Annotated in this window: 20 protein-coding genes and 1 pseudogene; 9 read left to right on the top strand and 12 right to left on the bottom strand. The window is 67.1% G+C overall.

Annotated elements, in window-relative coordinates; all coding sequences use genetic code 11:
- The first annotated feature begins 65 nt into the window (after positions 1-65).
- A complete protein-coding gene (locus tag VJ655_RS13280) occupies positions 66-1,622 on the top strand; it encodes an amino acid permease (protein ID WP_324111798.1) in 1,557 nt (518 codons plus the stop codon).
- A gap of 159 nt (positions 1,623-1,781) precedes the next feature.
- Here VJ655_RS13280 and VJ655_RS13285 read toward each other — a convergent pair whose 3' ends face one another.
- Positions 1,782-2,810, bottom strand: coding sequence for a LysR family transcriptional regulator (locus tag VJ655_RS13285; protein WP_324111800.1), 1,029 nt, complete (start codon positions 2,808-2,810; stop codon positions 1,782-1,784).
- Between VJ655_RS13285 and VJ655_RS13290 the strand changes: the two genes are divergently transcribed.
- Positions 2,809-3,822 carry an NADP-dependent oxidoreductase gene (locus VJ655_RS13290; RefSeq protein ID WP_324111802.1) on the top strand — a complete coding sequence of 338 codons (1,014 nt, stop codon included), beginning with the start codon at positions 2,809-2,811 and terminating at the stop codon, positions 3,820-3,822. The genes VJ655_RS13285 and VJ655_RS13290 overlap by 2 nt on opposite strands.
- 64 nt (positions 3,823-3,886) lie before the next feature.
- A complete protein-coding gene (locus VJ655_RS13295; RefSeq protein WP_324111804.1) occupies positions 3,887-4,189 on the top strand; it encodes a putative quinol monooxygenase in 303 nt (100 codons plus the stop codon).
- Between the two features lie 52 nt (positions 4,190-4,241).
- Here VJ655_RS13295 and VJ655_RS13300 read toward each other — a convergent pair whose 3' ends face one another.
- A complete protein-coding gene (locus VJ655_RS13300) occupies positions 4,242-5,243 on the bottom strand; it encodes an MBL fold metallo-hydrolase (protein WP_324111806.1) in 1,002 nt (333 codons plus the stop codon).
- Between the two features lie 113 nt (positions 5,244-5,356).
- Between VJ655_RS13300 and VJ655_RS13305 the strand changes: the two genes are divergently transcribed.
- Complete coding sequence (locus VJ655_RS13305; RefSeq protein WP_324111808.1) at positions 5,357-6,007, top strand: TetR/AcrR family transcriptional regulator; 651 nt, start codon at positions 5,357-5,359, stop codon at positions 6,005-6,007.
- Positions 6,008-6,055: 48 nt separating this feature from the next.
- Here VJ655_RS13305 and VJ655_RS13310 read toward each other — a convergent pair whose 3' ends face one another.
- Positions 6,056-6,934, bottom strand: a complete 879-nt coding sequence (locus tag VJ655_RS13310; RefSeq protein WP_324111810.1) for an aldo/keto reductase family oxidoreductase — start codon at positions 6,932-6,934, stop codon at positions 6,056-6,058.
- A gap of 72 nt (positions 6,935-7,006) precedes the next feature.
- Here VJ655_RS13310 and VJ655_RS13315 point away from each other — a divergent pair, with 72 nt between their 5' ends.
- On the top strand, positions 7,007-7,633 hold the full coding sequence (locus VJ655_RS13315; protein WP_324111812.1) for a TetR/AcrR family transcriptional regulator: 627 nt from the start codon (positions 7,007-7,009) through the stop codon (positions 7,631-7,633).
- 124 nt (positions 7,634-7,757) lie between these two features.
- On the opposite strand, the gene VJ655_RS13320 is transcribed toward VJ655_RS13315, so the two are convergent.
- The 4 genes from VJ655_RS13320 to VJ655_RS13335 form a co-directional block, all read right to left on the bottom strand.
- Positions 7,758-8,663, bottom strand: coding sequence for an NAD(P)/FAD-dependent oxidoreductase (locus VJ655_RS13320; protein ID WP_324111814.1), 906 nt, complete (start codon positions 8,661-8,663; stop codon positions 7,758-7,760).
- Positions 8,656-9,102 (bottom strand): Rrf2 family transcriptional regulator, encoded by a 447-nt coding sequence (locus tag VJ655_RS13325; protein ID WP_324111815.1) that lies wholly within the window; start codon positions 9,100-9,102, stop codon positions 8,656-8,658. Before VJ655_RS13325 ends, VJ655_RS13320 begins: the two co-directional genes overlap by 8 nt.
- A gap of 190 nt (positions 9,103-9,292) precedes the next feature.
- Entirely contained in the window at positions 9,293-12,217 is a 2,925-nt protein-coding gene (locus tag VJ655_RS13330; RefSeq protein WP_324111817.1) for a TIM-barrel domain-containing protein, read from the bottom strand.
- A 328-nt stretch (positions 12,218-12,545) separates the two neighbouring features.
- Positions 12,546-13,346 carry a hypothetical protein gene (locus VJ655_RS13335; RefSeq protein ID WP_324111819.1) on the bottom strand — a complete coding sequence of 267 codons (801 nt, stop codon included), beginning with the start codon at positions 13,344-13,346 and terminating at the stop codon, positions 12,546-12,548.
- Positions 13,347-13,443: 97 nt separating this feature from the next.
- Here VJ655_RS13335 and VJ655_RS13340 point away from each other — a divergent pair, with 97 nt between their 5' ends.
- The 4 genes and pseudogenes from VJ655_RS13340 to VJ655_RS13355 all read left to right on the top strand — a co-directional run.
- Positions 13,444-14,253 carry a crotonase/enoyl-CoA hydratase family protein gene (locus VJ655_RS13340; protein WP_324111821.1) on the top strand — a complete coding sequence of 270 codons (810 nt, stop codon included), beginning with the start codon at positions 13,444-13,446 and terminating at the stop codon, positions 14,251-14,253.
- Positions 14,254-14,266: 13 nt separating this feature from the next.
- On the top strand, positions 14,267-15,424 hold the full coding sequence (locus tag VJ655_RS13345; RefSeq protein WP_324111823.1) for a class I adenylate-forming enzyme family protein: 1,158 nt from the start codon (positions 14,267-14,269) through the stop codon (positions 15,422-15,424).
- A gap of 24 nt (positions 15,425-15,448) precedes the next feature.
- Positions 15,449-15,796, top strand: coding sequence for a class I adenylate-forming enzyme family protein (locus VJ655_RS13350; RefSeq protein WP_324111825.1), 348 nt, complete (start codon positions 15,449-15,451; stop codon positions 15,794-15,796).
- A 197-nt stretch (positions 15,797-15,993) separates the two neighbouring features.
- Positions 15,994-16,271 (top strand): annotated as a pseudogene (locus VJ655_RS13355) (hypothetical protein); the annotation flags it as partial.
- 17 nt (positions 16,272-16,288) lie between these two features.
- Here the strand turns inward: VJ655_RS13355 and VJ655_RS13360 are convergent.
- The 5 genes from VJ655_RS13360 to VJ655_RS13380 all read right to left on the bottom strand — a co-directional run bounded on the left by VJ655_RS13360 (position 16,289) and on the right by VJ655_RS13380 (position 24,594).
- Complete coding sequence (locus VJ655_RS13360) at positions 16,289-18,259, bottom strand: glycoside hydrolase family 3 protein (RefSeq protein ID WP_324111829.1); 1,971 nt, start codon at positions 18,257-18,259, stop codon at positions 16,289-16,291.
- A gap of 75 nt (positions 18,260-18,334) precedes the next feature.
- Positions 18,335-20,521: a TonB-dependent receptor gene (locus tag VJ655_RS13365; protein WP_324111831.1), complete on the bottom strand. Its 2,187-nt coding sequence runs from the start codon at positions 20,519-20,521 to the stop codon at positions 18,335-18,337.
- 350 nt (positions 20,522-20,871) lie between these two features.
- Entirely contained in the window at positions 20,872-21,918 is a 1,047-nt protein-coding gene (locus tag VJ655_RS13370; protein ID WP_324111833.1) for a LacI family DNA-binding transcriptional regulator, read from the bottom strand.
- Between the two features lie 336 nt (positions 21,919-22,254).
- Positions 22,255-24,228 carry a TonB-dependent receptor gene (locus VJ655_RS13375; protein WP_324111835.1) on the bottom strand — a complete coding sequence of 658 codons (1,974 nt, stop codon included), beginning with the start codon at positions 24,226-24,228 and terminating at the stop codon, positions 22,255-22,257.
- Positions 24,229-24,594, bottom strand: coding sequence for a c-type cytochrome (locus VJ655_RS13380; protein ID WP_324111837.1), 366 nt, complete (start codon positions 24,592-24,594; stop codon positions 24,229-24,231).
- Between the last annotated feature and the right edge of the window lie 58 nt (positions 24,595-24,652).

Here is a 24,652-nt window from a genome sequence, read left to right on the forward strand (position 1 = left end):
TGCGCGTCATCGCCGACAAGCTAGTTTCCCCATCCACGACCTACGAAACGAGCGAGGGGGAATTCATGTTTTTTCGGCGGGTGAAGCCACTCGACGCGATCCTGGCCACAGCCGAGAAGAAGTCGTTGCACCGCTCCCTGGGCGCGTTCCAACTGACCATGCTCGGTATCGGCGCGGTGATTGGCACCGGTATCTTTGTCCTGACGGCTGAGGCGGCTCAGAAGGCCGGACCCGGCATGATGGTCAGCTTCGTCATCGCCGGAGTGGTCTGCGCTATCGCCGCTCTCTGCTACGCCGAAATGGCGGCCATGGTTCCGGTGTCGGGCTCGGCCTACACCTACAGCTATGCCGTGATGGGCGAACTCGTCGCCTGGATGGTCGGCTGGGCGCTCATCCTCGAATACGCCGTGGCGGCCGGCGCGGTCTCGGTCGGCTGGTCCGGATATGTTGTCGGCCTCTTCGAGCACCTGCTGGGGATCGACATCCCCAATTCCCTGGTGCGGGGCCCCTTCGATGGCGGGATTGTCAACCTCCCCGCGGCGGCGATCGCCCTGCTGATCACTTGGCTGCTCGTGATCGGCACCAAGGAGAGCGCGATGGTCAACGCCGTGCTGGTCGCCATCAAGGTCTCCGCCCTGACGATGTTCGTCGTGTTCGCCGTGCCGGTGATGAAGATGGAGAACTTCCACCCCTTCAGCCCGCTGGGTTTCGGCGGGATCTCGGCGGCCGCGGCTTCGATCTTCTTCGCCTACGTCGGCTTCGACGCCGTCTCCACGGCGGCCGAGGAGACCAAGAATCCGCAACGGAACATGCCGATCGGCCTGATCGGCTCGCTCGCCATCTGCACGATCTTCTACGTCCTCGTCGCCGCTGGCGTCATCGGCAGCGTTGGCGCTCAACCGATGCTCGCCGCCGACGGCTCCGGCTTGCGCCCGGGCAGCGCCGAACTCAGCAGCGCCTGTACGTCCATCCACGACGCGGCCGTGGTCTGTTCCAAGGAAGCCCTGGCTTGGACGCTGCGCAACATCGGTTGGCCGCAGCTTGGCAACCTGATCGGCCTGGCGGCCGGTCTGGCGCTGCCGTCGGTCATCTTGATGATGATGTTCGGCCAGACCCGCATTTTCTTTGTCATGAGCCGTGACGGCCTGCTGCCGGCGCTGTTCTCGAAGATCCACCCCAAGTATCGCACGCCACACGTGATCACGATCCTCACGGGCGTTTTCGTGGCCTTGTTCGCGGCCTTCTTCCCAGTGGGCGTGCTGGCCGACATCTCCAATTCCGGCACCTTGTTCGCCTTCGCGATGGTGTCACTGGCCGTTGTCGTGCTTCGGCGAACGGATCCCGGACGCAAGCGCCCCTTCCGCACGCCAGCAGTGGCGATCATGGGCCCGCTCTCGGCGATCGGCTGCGTCTATCTGTTCTTCAGCCTCTCCCGCGAGACGATCATCCTGTTCGTCGGCTGGGCGGTCGTCGGGGTCGTGGTCTACTATCTCTACGGCTATCGCAAGAGCCACCTGGGTCGCGGGATCGTGGACGTTCCGGAAGAGGACGCCGACGCTCCCCCGATGGCGGTGGCGCCGATGCCGGGCGCCCCCGCCCCTGGCAGCCACGACGAAACCTAGTCTTCGAACTTCGGCGACCGCCACTTTAGTCGGCGGTCGCCTGGAGCTCCGCCGCCCCAGTGCGCGCCGCCGCACGCTCGGCAGCGAAACTTTCTGAATTACTCTCGACCGGCGATGCCGTGCCGATGAGTTTCGCCGCCCGAGCAGCTTGGAAAAGTGTCATGGCAAGCTGGAAGTGGCCGCCGCCATCCGGTCGTCGAACGTGGCGCTCAGCATGGAAATGAAGGCCCGAACGGCCGGGTTGCTGCGCCGGCTTTCCGGCCAAAGGGCCGTGACGTTGTGGCGTTCCACCGCGAAAGCGGAAAGGACCGGCGTCAGCTGTCCACGATCCACATACGGCGCGGCCACGAAGGAGGCGCCGATGCCGATCCCGCCGCCCGCCACCAGCGTCGCCATCAAGGCCTCGCTGGCGTCGATCACGATGTCGGATCTGGGCAGGATCTCGATTTCACGATCGGCGATCTTGAACGGCCAACGAAACATCTGACCGGTGCTTTGATAGCGTAGATTGACCGTATCGTGGGCTTCGAGGTCGTTTGGATGCGATGGCGCTCCACGCGCGGCCAGGTAGTCCGGAGAGGCGAAGCAGCAAAGCCGATAGGGCGCGAGCTTGCGCGACAAAAGGCGGCTGTCCGGGACTTCACCGATGCGGATGGCGACATCGATCCCGTCGTCGATCAGGTCCGTCGTCCTGTCCTCGAGACGAAGCTCGATCGCCAGATCCGGAAAGCGCCGCCGGAACGCGGGCAAGGCAGGCGCGATCACGTGCAGGCCGATCGGGAGGGACGCGGCCACCCGAAGCGTGCCACGCGGCTCCGACCGCGCCGTCAGCGCCATCTGCTCGATTTCCTCGGCCTGGCGGATCAGGTTCAAGGCGCGCTCGTGCAGGTCGCGGCCCTCTGGCGTGAACGCCAGTGAACGAGTCGTGCGCGTGAACAGGGAGACGCCCAGGCGCTGCTCGAGCCGCTGGATGCTCTTGCTCACGGCCGAGGGGGAGATCGACAGCGAGCGCGCGGCCGCCGTGTAGCTGCCCAGCGCGCCGACCCGCGCGAAGGCGATCAATCCCGTAAGGCGGTCGAGGCTAATTTGTTCCATGGCGGCACTATTGAAGTGATTTTTGACCTGATTATCAACCGCAGCGCCACTCGCTAAATCGGCCTTCAAGCGTCGTGCGAGGAGATTGATCATGCGCGAGACGATGAAAGCGGTTCGTCTGCACGCCTTCGGCGGACCTGATGTCCTGGTGTACGAAGACGCGCCCAAGCCGGAAATCCGGCCGGGCGAAGTGCTGGTCCGTGTCCGGGCCGTCGGCCTCAATCCGCCGGACTGGTACCTGCGTGATGGCTATCGCGCCTTGCCCCCCGAGTGGCGACCGGACGCGGACTTCCCGCTCATCCTGGGAACCGACATCTCCGGCGTTGTCGAGGCCACGGCTGCCGACGTCGCCGACTTCCAGGTTGGGGACGAGGTCTTCGGCATGGTGCGTTTCCCCGATGGCGTAATGACCGGCGGCGCCTATGCCGAGTACGTCGGCACGCCGGCCACGCACCTGGCCCACAAGCCGGCCAGACTGGACCATCTGCAGGCCGCGGCCGCGCCGATGTCCCTGCTGACGGCGTGGCAGTTCCTGATCGAGCTTGGCCACGACGCGCCCAACCCCTTCCAGAACTTCCCGCATGAGCCGGCCGAGCTTGAAGGCCGGACGGTGCTGATCAACGGCGCGGGCGGGGGCGTCGGCCATCTGGCGACGCAGCTGGCCAGGGCGCGGGGCGCGCGGGTGATCGCCGTGGCCTCGGCCAAGAACGCGGCGATGCTCGGAGACTTCGGAGTCGACCAGTTCATCGATTACGGAAAAACCGCCATCGAAACGGTCGTCCGGGATGTCGACCTGGTGCTCGATGCGGTGGGCGGTCCTGGGATGGAACGGTTTCTGGACGTGATCAGGCCCGGCGGAGCCCTGTTCCTGGTCAATCCCCTTGGCTTTGAAGGCCATGACGTCGCGGCGAGCCGGGGGATCAAGGTGTCGTCGACCCAGGTGCGGTCCAACGGCGCGCAGCTGGCGCAGGCTGCGGCGCTACTCGACCGGCAGGCCGTCCGGGTCGTCATCGACAGCGTCTTTCCGTTGTCGGAGGCCTCGCGGGCGCACCAGCGCGCCGCCGAGGGCGGCATCCAGGGCAAGATCGTTCTGAGCGCCGTCTGACGCCGACGCGCCTGCTCGTCGCGGCGGGCTCCTTTCCTTGTTCGAGCTTCCGGAGACGCTCGCCATGATCATCGTCACGGGTTACGTGCGGGTTCCGCCCTCGGACCTGGAGGCCTTCACCCGCGACCTCGCCGATCTCGCCGAAGCCACCCGGGAGCGAGACGGCGTCCTGTCCTATGACGCCGCCGTGGTTGACGCGTCGCGCGGGCGGCTGCTCGTGATGGAGCGCTGGCGAGACCAGCAGGCCCTAAGCGCCCACCTGGCGGCGGCGGACACCGTCGCCTTTGTGGCGCTATGGGGACAGCGGCTCTCGGCGGATATCAGAAAGTACGACGCGATGCGCGAGCGAGCCTTGGCGGACGCCTGAACCGTCCAGGCGACCCGCGCCGCGTTTGTATTCGCGAGAACGCGGCGCTCTTCTATCGAGCTGATGCGGGGAAGACCGGAATTGCGCCAAAGCTCCGCGAGTCATGCGCCGGGAGCGGATGTATTTGAGGGAATTTCTCGCGGATGGCCCTGACGAGAGCGATATCCTTGTGCACCACGATGTTGTTTTCGCCGATCAGCCAGCGAAGCATCCAGGGCTTCTCCGCAGGGATATCAACGCCTTCCATTTGGAACACGAGGTCCCCGATCAGGGCGTATCGAACGCCCGAGGGCAGGCTTACGAAAACGACGACGGAGTCCGGCGTATGACCGGGAGCCGGGACAATGACCACCGAACCGTCTCCAAAGACATCATGGCTTCGTGGAAAGCCGAGATAGGGCCCGCCGTCGAAGTCATACAGCCTGTAGTTGATCGCCTTCAGGCTGTTGATCACTTCCGTGCCTTCCGCCTTGGACGCGATCCAGCGTCTTCCCGCCGCGGTTTCCATGACCGGAACGCCACGGAAGTCGCCGACGCCGCTGACATGGTCCCAATGACCATGGGTGGGTATGATCGCGGCGATGTCGCCAGGATGGACGCCGCCGGCCGCCAACTGATCCACGGCCGGAACGCCCTTGGTTTGCGGCGTCCGCTGCATTGGCGGGATCAGCTTGATGTGTTCGTCAATATTCCGGCCGAAACCCGTGTCGATCAGCAGGTTTCCTTTGGGATGCCGGACGAGAAGGGCCGTCGCCGCGAGGTGACGCGTTTCGGACCACGCGCCGCCGCGATAGGTCAAGGCGGCCGGACTGTCGTAGGTTCCGGTTGGCAATGCGCTGATCGACAGGCCGGCCGGCGGTGATGCGACCGGCAGTTCGCCTACGGCGACGTCCGGAAGCTCAAGCTTCGCGGGCATGAACGTCAGCGCCACGGCGGCGATCGCGACCAGGGCGGCTGTCCCGATGCTAGCGAAGACCCACAGGACGATCTTGGCGACCCTCGTCTTCGCGACGCCTCCCAGCCTGTCTGAGATTCTGGCCATGGCTCGTTTCACCTTTCTCTTCGTGGGGCGCCGGGCCTCGCGAAGCCTCACACGTCGTGATAATGGATGTTATCTTATCCTCAAGCGTAACGATAATAGCCGTTATCGTTTGGAGTCAATGAGCGGTGAAGGACTGGGCCTCAGATCATCCCAAGGCGAAGCTGATGGCGCGCAAGCGCGCCGCGATCGTCGAAGCGGCTCGCGAAGCCTTCCTTAGAGATGGCTATGATGGGGCGAGCATGGAGAGGATCGCCAAGGACGCCGGCGTCTCGATCATGACCCTCTACCGTCACGCCGAGGGAAAGGACGATCTGTTCTCGGCCGTCATCGCCCAGGCTTGCCATCCAGCCGATCAAGCCGAGCAGGCGCGCATCGATGAGTCTCTCCGGAAACCGCTGCCGGAAATCCTGGTTTTCATCGGCGTGATGTTTCAGGAGCGGATCGCCAGCCCGGCGACAACAGCCTTGTTCCGAACGGTGATGGTTGAGACCCTCCGCTTTCCACACTTGGCGGATATCGCCTATCGCGGCCTGATCGGAGCGCACCAAGACGCTCTCGACGCCTTTCTCGGTCAGAGAGATGAAGCCGCGTCCCTCGACGCAAGACGACGCCAAGAGCTCAGCGCGGCCTTCCTCGATCGCCTGGTGGGACTCGATAGCTTCCGCGTGCTTCTGGGGCTCGAGGGCGCAACGGACGCCAAACGGCTGGATCGCGCCATGTCAGCCGCCGCCGAACTGATCTCCGCATTGCCCGCCCCGACAGGCGACAAGCACTAATCCAGCCCGGTTCTTCCGAAATCACGCCGCTCGAAGCCTGCTGGGTAGCTAGGCCGCCACCGTCTCCAGTTCGCTCATCACGGCATCAGACAAATCCAGTTCGGCGGCCGCCAGATTCTCGCGCAGGTGCGCCACCGACGAGGTGCCCGGGATCAGCAGGATGTTTGGCGAGCGGCGCAGCAGCCAGGCCAGGGCCACCTGCATTGGCGTCGCGCCCAGTCGTACGGCGACCGCCGACAGAGCCGAGGACTGCAGCGGCGAGAAGCCGCCCAGCGGGAAGAAGGGCACATAGGCGACACCGTCCTTCGCCAAGTCGTCGACCAGGGCGTCGTCCTCGCGGTGGACCAGGTTGTACATATTCTGCACACAGACGATCTCGGTGACGCCGCGCGCCTCGGCGATCTGGGCGGCCGTGACGTTGCTGACGCCGATGTGGCGAACCAGGCCCTCGCGCTTCAGGTCGGCCAGCACGCCCACCGGCTCGGCGATCGACCCCTCGGTCGGGGTGAGGGCGAACATGGCGCGGAAGTTGACCACGTCCAGCGCCTCCAGTCCCAGGCGCTTGAGGTTGTCGTGCACGGCCGAGCGCAGCTCGTCCGGCGCGAAGAATGGCAGCCATGCGCCCTCCTCGTCGCGCCGGGCGCCGACCTTGGTGACGATGGTCAGGTCGTCGGCATAGGGGTGCAGCGCTTCGCGGATGATCTCGTTCGTCACGTGGGGGCCATAGAAGTCGCTCGTGTCGATGTGGGTGACGCCCAAGGCGACGGCCTCGCGCAGCACGGCCACGGCGGCGGCGCGGTCCCTGGGCGGGCCGAAAACGTGCGGGCCGGCCAACTGCATGGCGCCGTAGCCCAGGCGCCGGATGACGCGGTCGCCGAGCGTGAAGGTTCCGGCCCGTTCGATCTTGGGGGTGTCGATGCTGATCATGGTTTCCGTTCCTTCCATTGTGGAGCGGACGGGAGTATCTGAAGGATCCTTCAGTTTTGGAATTCGCTTTCCATGACCAGCGCCGCGCCCGTTCTCAAGCCCCGGAAACAGCCGGTCCAGGCCCGTTCGGCCGCCACGATCGAAGCGCTGCACGCCGCCGTGATTCAGGTTTTGACGCGCGAGGGTCTCAACCGCTGCACCACGACGCGGATCGCCGAGCGCGCTGGCATGTCGGTCGGCAGCGTCTACCAGTACTACCCCAATCGCGACGCCATGCTCGCGGCGGTGCTGGCGCGGCACCTGTCCGGAATCGCCGAGGCCGTCGAAGCGGTCTGCCGCGACAACCATGGGCGACCGATCGCTTCCATGGCCAAGGCCCTGGTCGAGGGCTACCTGGCCGCCAAGCTGCGTAATCCCGAAGAGTCGAGGGCGCTGTACGCGGTGTCCGGCGAGCGCGGCGGCGCCGAGGCGGCCGCGCGGGTCTACAAGCGGATGGAGGCGGCGGTGCGGACCCTGCTCGCCACGGCGCCCGACGCGCGCTTTGAGGATCCGTCCATGACCGCGACCATCGCGCTGCACGCCCTGGTCGGGCCGGTGCGCACGATCCTGGACGGCGAAGCCTCGCCGGCGTTCGAGGCGCGGCTGCAGGACCAGCTGGTGCGGCTGCTGACGGCGTATCTGCGGTCGGGGCCCGGTTAGAGGTCTGTCCGGCTTGCGGTCAGGATCCGACGCGCCTCCCTTGAACGTCGTGTTCCTGGAGGCGCGACAACGTCAGCAAATGGCGCGTACTCGCCCCTGGTGGGCTAGAAGGCTGGAAGGGACTCTAGGCGGCCAGCGCATCGCGGATCAGCGATTGGTGGGCGCCGACACCAGCCAGCACTCCGTCGGCCGAGGCTAGGGTGGCGTTTTGCATTGGGCGGGCGGCGTCTCCGGCCGCGTAGACACCGGGCGCGGTAGTCGCTTTCCAGGCGTCGGTTCGGATGATCGGTCCCAGCGGCCCTTCGTCGAATTCGCAACCGAGCCTTTGGGCCAAAGGGCTGGCCATGCGCTGGGCGGGCGCGACGAAGAGGCCGTTCAGCGCGACCGTGCGTCCGTCGGCCAAGGCCACGGCTTCGAGATCGGGCGCGCGGCCCAGTAGGGCGACGACCGGCGTCCGCTCGATGGTGACCCCACGTGCGTCCAGCAGCGCGCGCTGTTCGTGGTCCGGTTCGAACACGCCCTGGGTGAACAGGGTGGTCGGACCCCAGTCGGGAATCATCGCGGCCTGATGGGCCGACATCGGAAGTCCCGCCATCACGCCCAGAGGCCGATCGCGGTGCTCATAGCCGTGGCAATAGGGACAGTGCAGCACGCTGGCGCCCCAGCGTTCCTTCAAGCCCGCGACTTCCGGCAGAACATCGACGACCCCGGTGGCCAGGACGAGCCGCCGAGCCTCGACAACGCGACCGCCGGCCAAGGCCAGTTTGAAGCCAACGTGGAGCGCCTCGGCGTCCAGCACCTCTCCGTGGACAAAATCCACCGTCGGATAGGCGGTGACCTGACAGGTCGCCTCTCGCACGATCTGTCCCGGAGCCTTGCCGTCCTGGCCCAGGAAGCCGTGCGAGGCGTCGGCGAAGCGGTTGCGCGGCAGACCCGCGTCTACAAGCAGGATTCGGCGACGCGCGCGGGCCAGCTGCATGGCGGCGGAAAGGCCGGCGAAGCTGCCGCCCACGACTACAGCGTCAAACATGATGATGGTCCTTGGAGAGGGGGATCTTGGTGGTGTCGACGCGGCCGAACAGGTCGGCCAGCGACACGGTCGCCAACCGCCTGGTCAACAAGGCGCGCGCTTCCACGACCGCTTCGTCCAGCGCTGCGTTGACGGCCTGTTCAATCAGGCATCCCGGCGATTCCTCGGCCTTGCCCAGAGCGATGATGGGCTCGTCCAGCGCGTCCTGAACTTCTGCGAGGCTAATCTGCGATAGCGGCCGACCCAGGCTCCAGCCGCCGCCGTGCCCCTTTGTCGAGGCGACGATCCCGGCCTCGCGCAGGCCCGCGAAGGTGCGCCGGATGACGACCGGATTGGTCCCCGCGCAGGCCGCCATCTCCTCGGAGGTCATGGATGTCGGGCGCTGAGCCATGTGCAGGAGCACGTGGAGGGCGACGGACAGGCGGCTATCACGTTTCATGTAATACTAATTGTTACATGAGTGGCCGCGCCGCAAGGGGCGCCGACGTGACGAAGTTGAGAAAGTCGGCGTCTCGCCCTGCCGCGGCGAGCTTGAGCGTCACATGATCAGTGTACGGAGCGCCTTCAATAGTCTGGCCGACGCTCGGCGTGGCCTTTACCCTATGTGATCTGCCTACGCGCCGGCGACCCTAAAACCGCACGGTCACGGCTCGCCCGCCGTACGAGATCGTCCGAACGGCCGATGGCGGCGTGGGCGCGCTTTCGCTGGCGGCGCCGATCACCACGATCTTGAGCGTTCGCTGCTTGACCATGCCGGGGAAGGCGCCGCGCCGCGCGCCGACGGTCAGGGTGCGCCGCGCATCGTTCCAGCTGAGCTCGTAGCGCGCTGACTGGCCCCTCTCGTAGGCGTAGGTTTCGTTGTCGTCCTCATAGAGAGTGAACTTGCCGTCCGCGCCCGGGTAGACGCGGATCTCATAGGGCGCGTCAGGGCGCTCGGTCGCGTACTGCAAGGCGGGCCCCATGGGGATGATCGCTCCGGCCCTGATATAGAGCGGCACGATGTCGAGCGGCGCCTGGCGCGCGACGGTTTGGCCGCCGGCATGGCGCTGATTGCTCCAGAAATCATACCAGTCCGCGCCCTTGGGCAGATAGGTGCGCATGGTCAGGTCGCGCGGAGCGCTGACCACCGCGGCGTCCCGCCGCAACTCGCTGGGCGTTCGCCAGACGAAGCGGAACACGCGGCCGCCCTCCGGATGGGAGAACTCCAGCCGCACCGGAAGCTTTTCACCCGCCTTCAGCGCGCGCCGCACCAGGCGGGTGCGGGTCGCCGCCCGGGTCCACTCGTCGATCACCGTCTCGCCGCCCAGGGCGAGGCGCATTCCGTCGTTGCCCGTCAGCCCGATCTCGTATTCGCCGTCCTCCGGCGCGATCAGATCGCCCTCCCAGCGCGCCGAGAAGTGGCTGAGCGAGGTCAGGCCCGGCGGAAGCTCCGCGAGCGGCGGATCGGGCCAGGTGTGGTCGATCTTCGTATCGAGCGCCGCGCCGCGCGGCGTCTCGAAGTTCTCGCCGGCGAAATACCGCACCGTCAGGCCCGCCCGGCCGTCGGCGGCGCGCAGGTGTTGCGCCGGCACGAACGTGGGATTGGAGGGGAGGATATTGTACATCGCCCGCGTGACGGGGTGGACCAGAACCGAGGGCCCGAACAGGAAACTGTCGTTGATGCCGAACGTCGCCGGGTCGCTGGGGAAGTCCATCGGCAGCGCGCGCATCAGGGTGTAGCGATCCGCCGTGACCCGGGCGCTGACGCTGTAGATGTAAGGCAGCAGGCGGTAGCGCAGCTGCGTCGCCTCGAGCAGGGCTTTGTAGACCGGCGGGTCCAGCGCCTTGAACAGATAGGGCTCGCGCTCCACGCTGGTGCCGTGGACCCGCATGATCGGGTTGAAGGCGGCGTACTGGAACCAGCGGGCGTAGAGCTCGCGCCAGGCGGGGTTCTTCTCGCCGCCAGGAAAGTCGGTGACGAAGAAGCCGCCGGTGTCCTGGGTCCAATAGGGGTTGCCCGTGATCGTGACGTTGACGCCGCCGGAGACCTGTTGGGCGAAGGTCTTCCAGCTCGCATAGATGTCGCCCGACCACGAGGCTGCGGCCGTGCGCTGCGCGCCGGCCCAGGCTGACCGTGTGAGGGTGAAGACGCGCTTGTCGCTGGTCGCGCGCTGGCCCTTGTAGGTCCCTTCAGTCGTCAGCAGGGAGTAGGGGTTCAGGTACCGGGTGAAGTCGCCCATTGCGTTGCCGCCCAGCGCCTTGGTGTCGCGGACGTTGTCGGCCGGGTTCCACATCGCCGAGCTGACCTCGACCTCGGTCCCGTCCATCCAGAGGGCGTCCACGCCCTTGTCGAGCAGACCCGACTTGATGTGCTTGAAATAGATCTCCCGGCCGAGGGGGCTGTAGGCGTCGTAGACGCGCGCCTGCTTGGAGATCCAGTGCAGCGGCTTGAACCGCAGATCGTGCTGATCCAGTTCGTGGGCGAGCGCCGTGTCGTTTCCAACCGAGGGCCAGATCGAGACCATCAGCTTCAGGTGCAGGTCGTGCAGCGAGCGAGTCATGCCCGCGGGATCGGGAAATCGTTCCGGATCCCAGGTCATGCCCGACCAGGAGCCGTCCTTGTCGCTCCCCCAGTACTGCCAATCCTGCACGATGTAATCGAGGGGGAAGCCTTCCTCGCGGAAGGTCTTGGCGACCTCGAGCAGGCGCGCCTGGGTCGGATAGCGCTCCTTGCTCATGAACAGGCCGAACGCCTGCTTGGGGTACATCGGCGCGTCGCCCGTCAGCCACCGATAGTCGCCGATCACGCCGTCCATCGTCTCGCCGGCCATGAAGTAGTAGTCGACGCCGCCCGGCGCGCTCTCGGCCCAAAGCCGCGCGCCCTGGTCGTCGTCCTTGAAGCGCATCTGCGAATAGCTGTCCCAGAGGACGCCATAGCGCTCGGTGGAGACCATCACCGGAATGATGATGCCGACATTGGTCTGGACGAGCAGCAGATCCTTGCCCCGGCGGTTGATGTCGTCGTCGCCCGTGAAGCCGAAGCCGTAGATTCCTTCGCCCGGCTTGAGCGTGAAGCGGTTTTCCACCTCGTAGGTCGGCGCGTCGCTGATGACGCGCCTGTCGATCGATTGCGGCGCATCGGGCTTCTCGCGGGTGAGCAGCCGGCCGGCGGCGTCATAGTAGGTCAGGGCGCCGGCGTGCTTGTCGATCGCGACGTGCAGCTTCTGGCCGACCAGCTCCACCGCGTCCGGGGTCTCGCGCACTGTGAAGGCCACGGACTCGGGCTGGCGGATCACCACGAGGCTTGGCGCGGTCCAATAGGATTGGCCCAGATTGGCGTTCACCCGCACGATCGTCGGCGAATAGAAGAGCACCGACTTGGTGACGCCGTTCAACTGGAACTGCACGCCGCCGCGCAGCCGCTGGAAGCGGAACGACGCGTCGGTCGCCGGCCTCAAGGCCTGCAAGTGGCCCAGCGGGTCGAGGCCGGTAGGCGGCGACAGCGGCGCCGCCACGGCCGGAACAGCCGCCAACATGGCGATCGCCGCCACGGCGATCGTCCAACGCGCCTTCATGCGGCGTCTATCTCTTGGTGGGCGCGAGTCGTTGAATCTGGCGCCCACGGCGGTCCCGACCGCGTGGCGAGTAAGGCACCAGCCCATCATCAAATTCCCCAACGCCCTGTCTATTGTCTGACTAATGGTAGCGAAACCACGGACCGATGTCCGATTAAATCTCAGCTTCGTCATTCGCCATGGGATGCCATGCCCGTCGCGATTGGCCGACCGCATGGGTCAAGCGCTGGGCCGAATGTCCTTATTGCGGAGGGCGGCCAAGGTCTGCTTGTGGCGCATTCGCGCCTCTGAACCGGAGGCGCTGATCGACCGTGAAGGGTAGCCCCGTTTAGCGGACTGTTTCTCCAGCCAGAAGGCGCCCCCAGATGCGCCGTCCACGCTCTTGGTAAAGGCGCGTCTGCTCGACGAGCTGTGAAAACTCGCCGCCTCCGGTCAATTCGGGAGGCAGCAAGGGGTCGTGCATGATCTCGGCGATCACCGCGCGGCCCACGAGCAAGCTCTCGCGAGCGGCGGCCTCGAGCTCGTGCTGGTCAAGACGCCGCTCACTCTCGAGTAGAGCTTGGAGCAAGCGGTGATAGTTGGCGCGCAACGCATCGATCGCCCACAGCCCTTGAACCTCGGCGTACTGGACCGCATCGAGCTGCTCCACGCCAACCACCTCGGCGCCATCGGCAAGGCCCAGTTGGGGAAGCTGAAGCCGCAGACTTTCAGCTCCGCCGGCCAGATTAGCGGGACGGAGGTGAAAGCCCGGCCGCCACGTGCGGAAGCCCCGCAGGCTCAGGGCCCGGCGGTGCCGCCGCAGACGTGTGCGATCGGTGGTCGAGATCTTTGGGTCGACGACGGCGACCCAATTGCCCGCCCACGGCGTCATCCATGACATCCGGCCAAGCCAGCCCATCACGTCCTCGGCCATCGGCTGGTAGGCGGGATGGAAGCCGTACAACCCGCGTTCGGCCTTGCAGAGCTTCCGTTGCTGCACCAGGCGGGTCAGGGCCACGCGCATTTGACCCTCGCCCACGTCAAGGACCGCTCCGGCGCGGCACAGATCCTGGACCGACAGGCGACTTCCGTCAGCCGCGGTCAGCAAGTCGAGCACGAGATCGGTGGCGGGGGGAACGACCGGCGTCATGTTTCAGCCCTTAGCGCGTTTGCATCTTAGGGAATGTTTCCATTGATGACATGTTTTGGTCGTGATCTGTAATATTCCAGATAGGGAGAACAAAGTGATGGCGGCGGAGACCTCCGCACACGACCGCCCGGGCGCTGGCGTCCGGATCGAGGTCGACGGCGACATAACCACCATTATCCTCTGCCGGCCCGAGCGGCGAAACGCTGTCGACGGACCCATGGCGCAAGCTCTGCGCGCGGCGTTCCAGGCGTTCGAGGCCGATGAGAGCCAGCATGTGGCCGTGCTGTTTGGCGAAGGCGGCGCGTTCTGCGCCGGCGCCGACCTGTCGGCCCTGGAGGATCCGACCCGCGCGCATGAGTTGGACCCCAGCGGCGCCGGCGCCGGTCCTATGGGCCCCTCGCGTCTTCTCCTGTCCAAGCCGCTGATTGCCGCCGTGGCCGGTCCCGCCGTGGCCGGCGGGCTGGAACTGGCCCTGTTGGCCGACCTGCGAGTGGTCGAGGAGACCGCAGTTTTCGGAGTCTTCTGCCGCCGGTGGGGTGTGCCGCTGATCGACGGCGGCACGGTGCGTCTGCCGCGGGCAATCGGCATGTCGCGCGCCCTGGACATGATCCTGACCGGCCGCCCGGTCGACGCTCGAGAAGCCTTAGACATGGGCCTGGCCAACCGGGTCGTGGCGCCGGGCCAGGCGCGCGTCGCCGCCGAGGCGCTGGCTCGCCAGATCGCCGCCTTCCCGCAGGCCTGCATGAAGGCCGATCGCCACTCGGCCTATGCTCAATGGGACCTGCCGCTGGACGCCGCCCTCAAGCAGGAGGGACGCTTGGGCGCGCCGATCGTGGCGGCGGAGGGACGCGCGGGGGCGCGTCGTTTCGTGGGCGGCGCGGGCCGTCACGGCCAGTTCGGAAATTGAGGAAGATCCCGACATGAGCCAAGGCCCGAGCTGCCTGGAGTTGATCGAACGCGGCGCGCGCCAGCACGCCGACCGCATCGCCGTAATCGCCGAGGGTCACAGCCTGACCTTTGCCGAGGTGAACGTGCGAGCTAATCGCCTGGCCCACGCCATGCGCTCGGCGGGCCTTTCGCCGCACCGCCGCGTGGCGCTGCTCGCCAATAATGGTGTGCACAGCGTACCCTTGGACTTCGCCTGCGTGAAGGCGTGCCTGAACCGGGTGCCCCTGAACGCCCGCCTGGCGACCAGCGAACACGCCCGGATGCTCGCGGAGGCCCAATGCAGCGTCCTGGTGTTCGGTCCGGATCTTCTGGATCGCGCCGCCGAGCTGAAGGCTCTAAAGCCGGATCTCGTCTGCCTGGGTCTTGGAGCGCGGCTGGACGACGGCGACGACCTGCTGGCGATGGCCGAGGCGATGCCGGGCGACGCGCCGCAGACCGATGCCCGGCTCGAGGACGTGATCGTCACCCTCTATACCTCCGGCACCACCGGTGTGCTGAAGGCGGCCCAGCACACGCAAGGCTCCTACGCGGCGATCTGCCGGAACATCCTCATGAACCTGTTCCCGGCCAGTCCCGACGACGCCATGCTGCACTCGGCCTCGCTGATCCATGCGAGCGGCACGTTCGTGCTGCCGCTGTGGGTGCGTGGCGGGCGCAACATCGTGCTTCCAGGCTTTGCGCCCGCCGCTTTTTTGCAGGCGATCGCCGAGCATCGGGTCACCGCGATAAACCTGGTGCCGACGATGATGCAGATGCTGCTGGAGCATCCAGACATCGACCACTTCGACATCTCGTCGCTCGAGCGGATCATCTACGGCGCCTCGCCGATGCCGCGCGCCGTGATCGAGCGGGCCATCGCTCGCTTCGGCCGGGCTCGGTTCTGGCAGTTTTTCGGCCAGACCGAGGTCCCGCTGTGCATCGCCGTGCTGCGGCCGGAAGACCATCACGGCGAACAATTGGGGGCCTGCGGGCGACCGGCTGTGGATGTCGAGATCCGTCTGGTGGACGAGGGCGGTCGGGACGTGGCGACGGGCGAGATCGGTGAGATCCTGGTGCGCGCGCCCAGCGCTGCGGCCGGTTACTTCAACGCGCCCGATCTGAGCGCTCAGACCTTCGACGCAGAGGGATAGGTCCATACGCGCGACGTCGGCCTATTGGACGCGAACGGCCTGCTGCACCTGCGCGACCGCACCTCGGACATGATCATCTCGGGCGGCTACAATGTCTATCCGCGGGAGGTCGAGGACGCCCTGATCACCCATCCGGCGGTGCTGGAGGTCGCGGTCGTGGGCCTGCCGGACGACAAGTGGGTCGAGGCCGTCACCGCCGTCGTGGTGCTGCGCGCCGGACAGGCGGCGACTGACGTCGAACTGATCGCCCACGTCGCCGCAGGGATCGCCTCCTACAAGAAACCGCACCGCATCGTGTTCGCCGAGGCCATTCCGAAGACGGCGGTCGGCAAGCTGGACCGCAAGCGCTTGAAGGCGCAGCTTCTCGTCTAGGCGATGGTTCGCAGCATGGCTGGTTAGCGGGGATCGTGAGAGCCTCGTTATTCACAAGGCGATGCCAAGAAGCTCACTGGCGCATGCTGGTCAGGTCTATTTCCGCTCCAGCCTGAGCTTTCGAGATGTCGAGGAATTGCTGGCCGAACGCGGCGTCAAAGCCAGCTATGAGACGATCCGACGAACGAAGCCACCTCCATCTTTCGGGTGGCCTGCGCGAGAACAACAGGGTGGAGGACTCGCACCCGCCGATCCGACAGTGGGAGCGAAGGATGCAGCGTTTAAAAGTCCGGCCTCCGCCCAGCGCTTTCTCGCCACCCACGCCGCCGTCTACGACACCTTCAACACTCAACGTCATCTGGTCAGCCGCGCAACGCTTCGGCGCTTCCGCGCCGAGGCTCACGCAGCGTGGGCGGCAGCCACCGCCGAACGCGGCCAAGTATTCGGCCTCCGCGACGCGGGGCGATCAACGTGACAGCCCCCCGGGCGTCGTTAGTAGGTCAGGCCGAAATGGATCGGATACAGGGGGGCCCGGGAGTCGTGCGGCGCATCCTCGGCCTGGGCCTCGACGGCGGCCATGGACGAAGGCAGCTCGAACGGCAGCTTGCCACGCGGCGGAGCGGCGCCGGTCAAGGCGTCGAGGAAGGCCTCGTCGCTGGATCCGAAGTCGCCGATCAAGGCGCTGACCTTGTCCCGCACGTTGGTCAGGATCGCCGGTCGGTCCAGGTAGACGGCGACGATGGTGGGGACCTTGGCCGAGGCGGCCTTGATCGCCTCGTAGTCGGCCGCGCCGTCCTTGAACGACAGGTCGCCCTCGTGCTGCATCGCGCCGAACACGAAGTTCGGGTGCAGGGTCTGGAACGGCGTCGCGGTTCGGATGATCGCCAGCTCGGCCTGGGCCAGATCCGCGACCGGAACGAAGCCGTGGGCGCGGGCGGCGGCGTCGGACACGCCCTTGAGCCAGACCTTCTTGCCGCCCGGCTTCAGCGGCAGCAGACCGTTCTTGTTCTCCAGCAGCGTCAGCGCCGCGCTCTGCGCCGCGCGGCCCTCCGCCACGAACGCCTGGGAACCGACGATGGCGGTCGCGGCCTTGGCGTCGACATAGGGATTCTCGAACAGACCCTGCTCGAACTTGATCGCCAGTATGCGCCGCGCCGCGTCGTCGACACGGGCCGGCGGGATCTTGCCGGCCTTCACCGCCGCCACCAGCTCGGCCGTGTCCTCGACGCCACCGAACTGGTCGAGGCCCGCGTTGACGCCCTTGGCGTAGCGATCGGTCTTGGAAAGCGCCTCGACGCCCCAGGCCGTCGAGAAGCCGGCGAAACTCGGCTTCTGGCCTTCGGGGAAGCCGTCGCGGCAGGTCTCGGGGCAGTCGTTGGTGATCGCCCAGTCGGACAGGACGATCCCCTTGAAGCCGTGCTTGGTCCTGAGTTGCTCGGTCAGCAGTTGCTTGGAGAACCCGGCCCCCACCTGTTCGAGCGGCTGACCGTCCAGCATGAGGTCCTTGAGGATCGCGTAGGTCGGCATCACCCCGACGGCGCCGGCGGCGAAGGCCTGGTCGAACGGTTTGACGTGCAGGTCGAACTGGCCGGCCGGGAAGACGGCGTAGCGGCCATAGCTGTTGTGGCCGTCGAAGCCCTTGGCCGAGGCGCCGTAGCCGACCCAGTGCTTGACCACCGCCGAAACGCCGTTCGGCACGAGGCTGGTCTGGCCGCCCTGGAAACCCTGGATGTAGGCCTTGACCATGCGGCCGACGAGATCCGGGTCCTCGCCGAACGTGCCGCTGATCCGCGACCAGCGCGGTTCGGTGGCGAGATCGGCCATCGGGGACAGGGCCTGATGAATGCCGACGGCGCGATACTCCTGGCGGGCGATGTCGCCGAAGCGGCGGACCAGCGTGTCGTCGCCGATCGCGGCGAGACCCGGGGCCTCCGGCCATTGCGAGAAGCCGCCCGCCGCCACGCTGGCTCCGTCCACGAACTGGAAGTGGTGGCGCGGGTCGGTGCTGATGGTCACGGGCACGCCCAGGCGGCCCTGCTCGGCGATCGCCTGGACGGCGTTGTTCTGTTCGGCCAGCCAGGCCGGATCGCCGGAAAGGCGCGTGATGAAGGTCGTCACGCGCCGATCGAGGATCAGCGGCTTCAGCTTGGCGAGGTCATAGCCCTGCCCTCGCCCCGGAACCATGCCGCCCACGGCCGGCAGGGTGCCGTGCATCATCTCGCCGGCCTTTTCCTCCAGCGTCATGCGGGAAACGAGGTCGGCGGCGCGCTGGTCCGGGGCCAGACGCCAGTCCTCGAACGGCGAGAGCTTGCCGTCACGATCGAGGTCGCGGAAACGCAGCCCCTCGACCGTCAGCACCTTGCCGTCGCGGACTCCAAGGAGCGGTTGGGTGGCGGCCAGGGCCGACGAACCGGTCGCGACCAGGATCGCGGTCGAGATCAGAAGACGTTGAAGGGCGCGCACATTGAACTCCGGATACGAACCAAAGAAAGCGCCCTCGGCGCGCAGGAACGCCGAGGGCGGTAAGTCGCCGGGAAGCTAGAAATTGACCCCCAGGCGCAGGCCGTAAGTGCGCGGTGGCGCGTAAAACTCCCCATTGCCGTTGGTGGCCACGCCCGTCGTCGAGTTTGGCGACGAGGCGGTGCGCACATCGTCGTCCTCGAGGTTGCGGACATAGCCCTGCAGGTTCCAGCGATCGTCGGCGCTGGTGTAGGTCAGGCTGAGATCTGTCTTGGTGAAGCTGCCCTGCTTGTTCTGGGCGAAGCCATGGTACTCGAGGTTCTTGCCGCTCTCGTAGTGTGTCTGGACGCGGCCGACGACCTTCGCGCCCGATGCGATCTCCCAGGTGTGCTGGTAGCCGACGTTCAGGGTCCAATCCGGCGTGCGGGCCATGCGGCAACCCGAGAAGTCGGTCGACCGCGGCGCCGCGGCGCTCCAGTTGGCCTTGAAGCAGGACGCGACCGTCGCGTTGGCGGCGTTGTTGGAGAAGGCGTCGCCTAGCGGCAGCACGAAGTCGGTGTAACGGGCGTGCAGCCAGCCCAGCGTGGCGTCGATCCGGTCGTTCTCGGTGATGACCAGATTGCTTTCGAACTCGACGCCGTAAACCCGCGCCTTCTCGGCGTTCAGGGTCACGGAAGCCTGCTGGCCGGCGATGATGCCCACGGCCGTGACCTGGAAGTCGCGGTAGTCGTAGAGGAAACCGGTGGCGTTGAACTGCAGGCGGTTGTCGAAGAAGCGGTTCTTCACCCCCGCCTCGTACGAGGTGATCTTCTCCGGCGCGTAGACGTTGTTGGCGACGCCGTCGTAGTAGCCGCCGGCCTTATAGCCCGTGGCGACGTTGGCGTAGAGCATGCTGGTGCTGGTGAGGTCGAAGTCCGCGCCGAGCTTCCAGTTGGTGGCGTCCCACTTGGCGTCGGCCAGGTTCTTGATGACCGTGCTGGTGATCGCCCCCGCCGAATTGGTCAGGAAGGTGCCGCCATCGCGCGCCTTGCGGTCCTCGGTGTAGCGCAGGCCGCCGGTGACGCGGAACCGATCCGTCACCTCGTAGGTGCCCTGGCCGAACACGGCGATCGACTTGGCCGTGACCTCCGGCTGGATGAACGACAGGTACGAGTTCGTGGCCAGGAAGACGCGGAAGTCGACGTTGTTGTCCTCGGTGAAGCGGTAGAGCCCGACCACCCACTTCAGCTTGCCCGTGTCGCCGCCCAGGCGCAGTTCATGCGACCAGGTGTGGTCCTTGCCCTTGAAATAGTTGGGCGCGCCGGTGCTGGCGTTCTCGCCGTTCCGATCCAGGCGCGAGAAGTTGTAGCCGGTCAGATAGGTCAGGGTGGCGAAGCTCAGGTCCAGGTCGGCCTGTGCGTGAGCGCCGAAGAACTTGTTGTTGCGATAGAGGTTGGTGGCGCAGTTGCAGGTCCAGGGATCGCTGGTGGCCAACGCCGTGCCGTAGGTCTTGTCGCCGCCGCCGGCGCCGCCCTGGTGCAGATAGTCCGCGCCCGCGCGCAGCGAGAAGGTGTCGGTGGGCTTCCACAGCAACTGGACCCGCGCGGACTTGTCGTCCTGGTCGTAGCGATCATTGCCGCCGGTCCCAGGCCCCTTGTTCAGCGCCTTTACGTAGCCGTCGTGGCGCGAGGTCTGGAAGGCCGCGCGCACGGCGATGGTGTCGCTGACCGGCAGGTTGACCATGCCCGAGGTGGTGATGGCGCCGTAATTGCCGACGTCGACCGAGCCATTACCCTCGTAGTCGAACTTGGGCTGCTTGGTGATGACGTTGATAGCGCCGGCCGTGGCGTTGCGGCCGTAGAGCGTGCCCTGAGGGCCGCGCAGAACCTCGACCCGGTCGACGTCGTAGAAGAGAGCGCCCACCGAGGTGGAACGGGCGATGTAGATGCCGTCCATGTGATAGGCGACCGCCGGATCGCCAACCTCGGTGGTGTTGGTGCTGCCGATGCCGCGCAGGAAGACCACCGCCGCGCCCGAGCCGCTGGAGCTGATCTGCAGCGCCGGCACCTGGGACGACAGATCCACGACCGTCTTGATGCCCTGGGCTTCAAGCTTGTCTCCCGTCACCGCCGATACGGTGAGCGGGGTCTTCTGAAGGTTTTCACTGCGGCGTTGAGCGGTCACGACCACTTCGTCGAGCTTCACGGCGCTGTCCTGAGCCGCCGCGCCAGGCGCGTGAAGGCCCGCGGCCGCCACGGCGGCCGATGCGAACAGAAGACTACGCATCTCTTTCCCTTTGTCCTGGCTGGACTCGGAGCGCGCCGACGCGAACGCCGGACGCCACGGTTCCCAGGGCGCCATCCGGCGCCTGTTTGCGTTTCCTTGGGCCCCTTGTTCCGAGGCCTTTTCCCGACGCGGTCGTCGTCGCCAAGATGGCTACGACAACGTTGTCTCAAACTAGACAGCACGATTACGACAACGTTGTCTATGATCGATTCCATTGACACCGCTGTCGAAAATATTGGCCAACGGACGGAATTCGCCTCCGACGAAGGCCCATGGCGAAGCTTTGTTCGCCGGCCCCGGGCCAACGCCGAAAATCGGTCGTGTCTGGCGGGATCCTTGGCCGATCCGGCCTAGGCCAGCGGCGGGGCGGCCGAGTCCCTCTGGACGAGGCGATAGTCCAGTTGGCGCGCCGCGACCCGGGCGCGGAGCCGCTCGTCGCCGAATCCGTCGATCAGCATCTCGACGGCGGCCTCCGCCATCTCGGCGGTGGGCTGATGGACCGTGGTCAGGCGCGGCCAGGCCGCTTCGGCCGTTGGCGTGTCATCGAAGCCGACCACCGAAAGATCGCGCGGCACGGACAGTCCGTGCTTGGCGGCGGCGGCCAGGGCGCCCACCGCCATCTCGTCATTGGCCGCGAAGATCGCGGTCGGACGCTCGGGCAAGCCCAGCAAGCGCTCCGTGGCGTCGAAGCCCGACAGGCTGAGAAACTCGCCCTTGGCGATCCATTCGGGCCGAGGCTCGACGCCCCGGTCGCGCAACGCCTCGATATAGCCTTGGCGCCGACGCGCCGCCGAGCCGTGATCGGCGGGACCATCGATGAAGGCGATCCGCCGGTGACCCATGTTCCATAGCCGCAGGGTCTGCTCGCGCGCGGCCTTGCGATCATCCATGAAAACATAGGGCGAACGCTCGAACTCGCGATCCGGCGCGATGCGCACATAGGGCAGTCCCGCGGTCTCGACCGCCGCCAGAACCTCGGGATCGTCACAGGTTGGCGGGGTCAGCACCACGCCGTCGAACCGGGCGTCGCGCAGTTCGTCGGCGAACCCCTGGACGCCGCCCACGGCGTCGGGCGGCAGCACCTGTTCGACAACCAGGTGGTAACCGGCCCGGCGACAGGCGCGCATCGCGCCCACCTGAACCTCGCCCACATAGTGATAGGCGCCGACACGCATGAAGATCACGCCAATGAGATAGCTGCGGCGACTGGACAGCGAGCGAGCCGAGACATTTGGGCGATAGCCCATCGCCGCGACGATTTCCAAGACGCGCGCCCGGGTCTCGGCTCCAACCCCCTCTTCCTGGTTGATGACGCGCGAGACGGTCTTGATGGACACGCCGGCGGCTCGGGCGATGTCGACGATCGTGAACTTCGCGGCTGGCGGATCGCGCTGCATGCGGCGACACCTAGCGAAAACGACGCGATGACGCGAGGATTTCAAGGCCAGGATCGCGCTCGGGCCAATAACGATGGACGCGCTCTAGACGGATTGCTCTGGGCCGCGATCCTCACCTCTCCGCCACGAGGCGTCGAGGCGAGCTTCGCGTTCAGTTGACTTGCCCCACCGACGCCGTGGCCGGAACGTCCACTGCTTCCCAACGCCATCAACACCTTGATGACGGAGCTTTGGGATCGGGGGTTAGCCGCGCCATGCCTAACCAGTTCCGCGGGCGGTGGAACTGTACAAGCGAAACTTGGCATTCGTCCCTTCGCGCCATCCTACTGGCGAATATCAACGCCGGAGCGCGAAGCCGACATGGACGGCGCGCGGCGCCGAATAGCTGGTGACGCCGTCCGCCGTCTGACCGACCGCCAGATCGGCGTCGAGGGCGTTGTCCGCCGCCAGGTAGATCTCGCTGGTCGGCGACAGCGCCCAGCCGACCCGAAGGTCCAGGCTGGTCCCGGCCCTGAGCGTCCGCTGGTTAAGGTCATCCTCGAACCGCTTGCTCTCGTAGCGCAGGTCGGCGTCGAGGCTGAGCCGGTCGAACGGCTTCCAGCGCGCGCCGGCCGTGACGGTCAGGGCCGGCGCCTGGGCGGGGCGCTTGCCGGTCAGCTGAGCCGCCGCGCCCCCGCCGTCGACGCGGGCGTGGGTGGCCGAGAAAGCCGCGCGCACCGTCCAGGCCGGCGAAAGGTCGGCGGCGATGTCGGCTTCCAGGCCGTAGGCGTTGATCTCGCCGGCGTTGCGCCGCCGGCGGAGCACCCCGCCGGCCGGGATGAAACCGGCCACCGGGAAGGTTGCTGGCCCGACGCCGACGGTGACGTTGGTGATCGGATCCTGGATCTGGTTGTAGAAGACGCCCAGGCTCCACTTCGCGGCGCCCTCGCCGGAAAGACCGGTCTCGACGCCGTACAGGGTCTCGGGCTTCAGGGCGGCGTTGGCTTCGGTGACGTCGTTGCCGACGCGGAACGGGCGGTGGAGCTCGTTCAGGGTCGGGGGTCGGAAGCCGGCGTAGGCCGCCCCCCGCCACCAGGTCTGGCCCGACAGACGCTGGCGCACCCCGACGCGGCCTGTCGGCGTCGTTCCCGAGGCGTTGGCCGGTGGCGCGTCCAGCGTCAGGCCGCCGGTGGCCGTGTCCCGCTCGCGCCTGACGCCGTCGTACGAGCGCCAGCCGTCCAGCCGGGCGCCAGCCGCCAGGGAGAAGTCACGACGCGCGAAGGCCATCTCGGCGTAGAGACCGCCGACCAGGGTGCGGCCGCCGGCCGTGCGCTGGCGGGTGAAGGCGCCGCTCATGTAGCGGAAGAGCTCGTGGGTCTGGCCCTCGGTCGCGCGGACGTCGCCGCCCAGCTCCCAGGACCACTCGCCCCGCCCGCCCTGCCAGGCGGCGTTGAGGCCGTAGCCGCTGGCCGGAGTCGAATACTGGTCATTGGCCGGCGTCGTGCCGACCCGTCCCGCGGCGACGGCGGCGGAGGTGTTCTCGAGGTCGCTGGTCCGGGCCCAGGCTTGTACGCGCCAGGCCTCGCCGGCCAGGGTCACGGCCAAGGAGCCGCCGGTGGCGTTCGATCGCGCGCCGACCAGGCCGGCGTCACGCTTTTCCTGGAAGGCCCCCACCCGGATCGCCCAGCGCACGCCGCCCGCCGCGCCCTGGACGCGGGCGGCGATCGAGCCGTCCTCCAAGGTCGTGGGCGTATCGGCCGCGCCGGCCGCCGAACCCCGCACCGGTCGATACCCGTCGGTGCGCGAGCCGCTGGCGGTCAGCAGCAGGTGGTCGGTCCCGACGGTCCCGGCCGCGCGCCAACTGTCGCGCTGGCCGCCCTGGACCGTGAAGCTGGTGAGGCCGCCGCCGGCCGCCCGCTCGCGCAGGGCCACGACGCCGGTGAGGGCGCCGGCGCCGTAGGGCCCCGCCCCCGCGCCACGCACGATGGTCGCGCCCGAAAGGCCCTCGCCCGGCAGCGCCGTCCAGATCACCCAACCGCCGAACGGATCGTTCTGCGGCGCGCCGTCCAGGGTGACTAGCGCCCGGCCCGCGCCCGACGGCGCCACGCCGCGCAGCGACAGGCCCTGGATGGTCGGATTGGCCGCGTCGCTGCCCGTACGTCGAAACAGCGAGACCCCGGGGGTGGTCTTCAGCACGTCGTCCAGCCGCGCCGCCGCGCCCAGCTGGGCGGCGTCGTAGACAGCCGTAGAGAAAGCCTCCTGCCCCGCCAGAGGCGGCAGGCGGGGCGCCTCGACAACGACGGCGGAAACCGGGGGCGGGGCGTCAATCATCTACTTCTGGGAGGACAGATAGGCGATGATCGCCGCTCGCTGATCCGCCGCGGAGACCCCGACCATCATCTTGGTTCCCGGCGCCGCCTTTCCGGGCGCGGCTAGAAAGGCGTCCAGGCGGGCCGTGCTCCAGGTCGTCTTCGACCGTTTCAGCGCGTCGCTGTAATTGTAGCCGGCCGCGGCCCCTAGCTTGCGGCCGACGACGCCCTTCAAGGGCGGTCCCATCTTTCCCGGCGCGGGCGTCAGGCCGTGGCACATGCCGCAGCGAGATTCAAACAGCGCCTGGCCGTTGGCCTGGGCCGCGGCGCTGGATCCGGCATGGAGAACCGGGACGATGACGGAGACCAGGAGGAAGACGTTTTTCATGAAAGGCCGCATCGCGATTTTCTACCGAGGCCAAGGGCGCGGCCGGACCACGACATCC

The sequence above is a fragment of the Caulobacter sp. genome (genome assembly GCF_035254145.1).
Lineage (GTDB): Bacteria > Pseudomonadota > Alphaproteobacteria > Caulobacterales > Caulobacteraceae > Caulobacter.

What these genes read in the sequence shown, in the direction of transcription:
- VJ655_RS13280 (WP_324111798.1), top strand. Translation starts at nt 66, where the DNA reads ATGTTTTTTCGGCGGGTGAAGCCACTCGACGCGATCCTGGCCACAGCC.
- VJ655_RS13290 (WP_324111802.1), top strand. Translation starts at nt 2,809, where the DNA reads ATGCGCGAGACGATGAAAGCGGTTCGTCTGCACGCCTTCGGCGGACCT.
- VJ655_RS13285 (WP_324111800.1), bottom strand. Translation starts at nt 2,810, where the DNA reads ATGATCAATCTCCTCGCACGACGCTTGAAGGCCGATTTAGCGAGTGGC.
- VJ655_RS13295 (WP_324111804.1), top strand. Translation starts at nt 3,887, where the DNA reads ATGATCATCGTCACGGGTTACGTGCGGGTTCCGCCCTCGGACCTGGAG.
- VJ655_RS13310 (WP_324111810.1), bottom strand. Translation starts at nt 6,934, where the DNA reads ATGATCAGCATCGACACCCCCAAGATCGAACGGGCCGGAACCTTCACG.
- VJ655_RS13315 (WP_324111812.1), top strand. Translation starts at nt 7,007, where the DNA reads ATGACCAGCGCCGCGCCCGTTCTCAAGCCCCGGAAACAGCCGGTCCAG.
- VJ655_RS13320 (WP_324111814.1), bottom strand. Translation starts at nt 8,663, where the DNA reads ATGTTTGACGCTGTAGTCGTGGGCGGCAGCTTCGCCGGCCTTTCCGCC.
- VJ655_RS13325 (WP_324111815.1), bottom strand. Translation starts at nt 9,102, where the DNA reads ATGAAACGTGATAGCCGCCTGTCCGTCGCCCTCCACGTGCTCCTGCAC.
- VJ655_RS13330 (WP_324111817.1), bottom strand. Translation starts at nt 12,217, where the DNA reads ATGAAGGCGCGTTGGACGATCGCCGTGGCGGCGATCGCCATGTTGGCG.
- VJ655_RS13335 (WP_324111819.1), bottom strand. Translation starts at nt 13,346, where the DNA reads ATGACGCCGGTCGTTCCCCCCGCCACCGATCTCGTGCTCGACTTGCTG.
- VJ655_RS13340 (WP_324111821.1), top strand. Translation starts at nt 13,444, where the DNA reads ATGGCGGCGGAGACCTCCGCACACGACCGCCCGGGCGCTGGCGTCCGG.
- VJ655_RS13345 (WP_324111823.1), top strand. Translation starts at nt 14,267, where the DNA reads ATGAGCCAAGGCCCGAGCTGCCTGGAGTTGATCGAACGCGGCGCGCGC.
- VJ655_RS13365 (WP_324111831.1), bottom strand. Translation starts at nt 20,521, where the DNA reads ATGCGTAGTCTTCTGTTCGCATCGGCCGCCGTGGCGGCCGCGGGCCTT.
- VJ655_RS13370 (WP_324111833.1), bottom strand. Translation starts at nt 21,918, where the DNA reads ATGCAGCGCGATCCGCCAGCCGCGAAGTTCACGATCGTCGACATCGCC.
- VJ655_RS13375 (WP_324111835.1), bottom strand. Translation starts at nt 24,228, where the DNA reads ATGATTGACGCCCCGCCCCCGGTTTCCGCCGTCGTTGTCGAGGCGCCC.
- VJ655_RS13380 (WP_324111837.1), bottom strand. Translation starts at nt 24,594, where the DNA reads ATGAAAAACGTCTTCCTCCTGGTCTCCGTCATCGTCCCGGTTCTCCAT.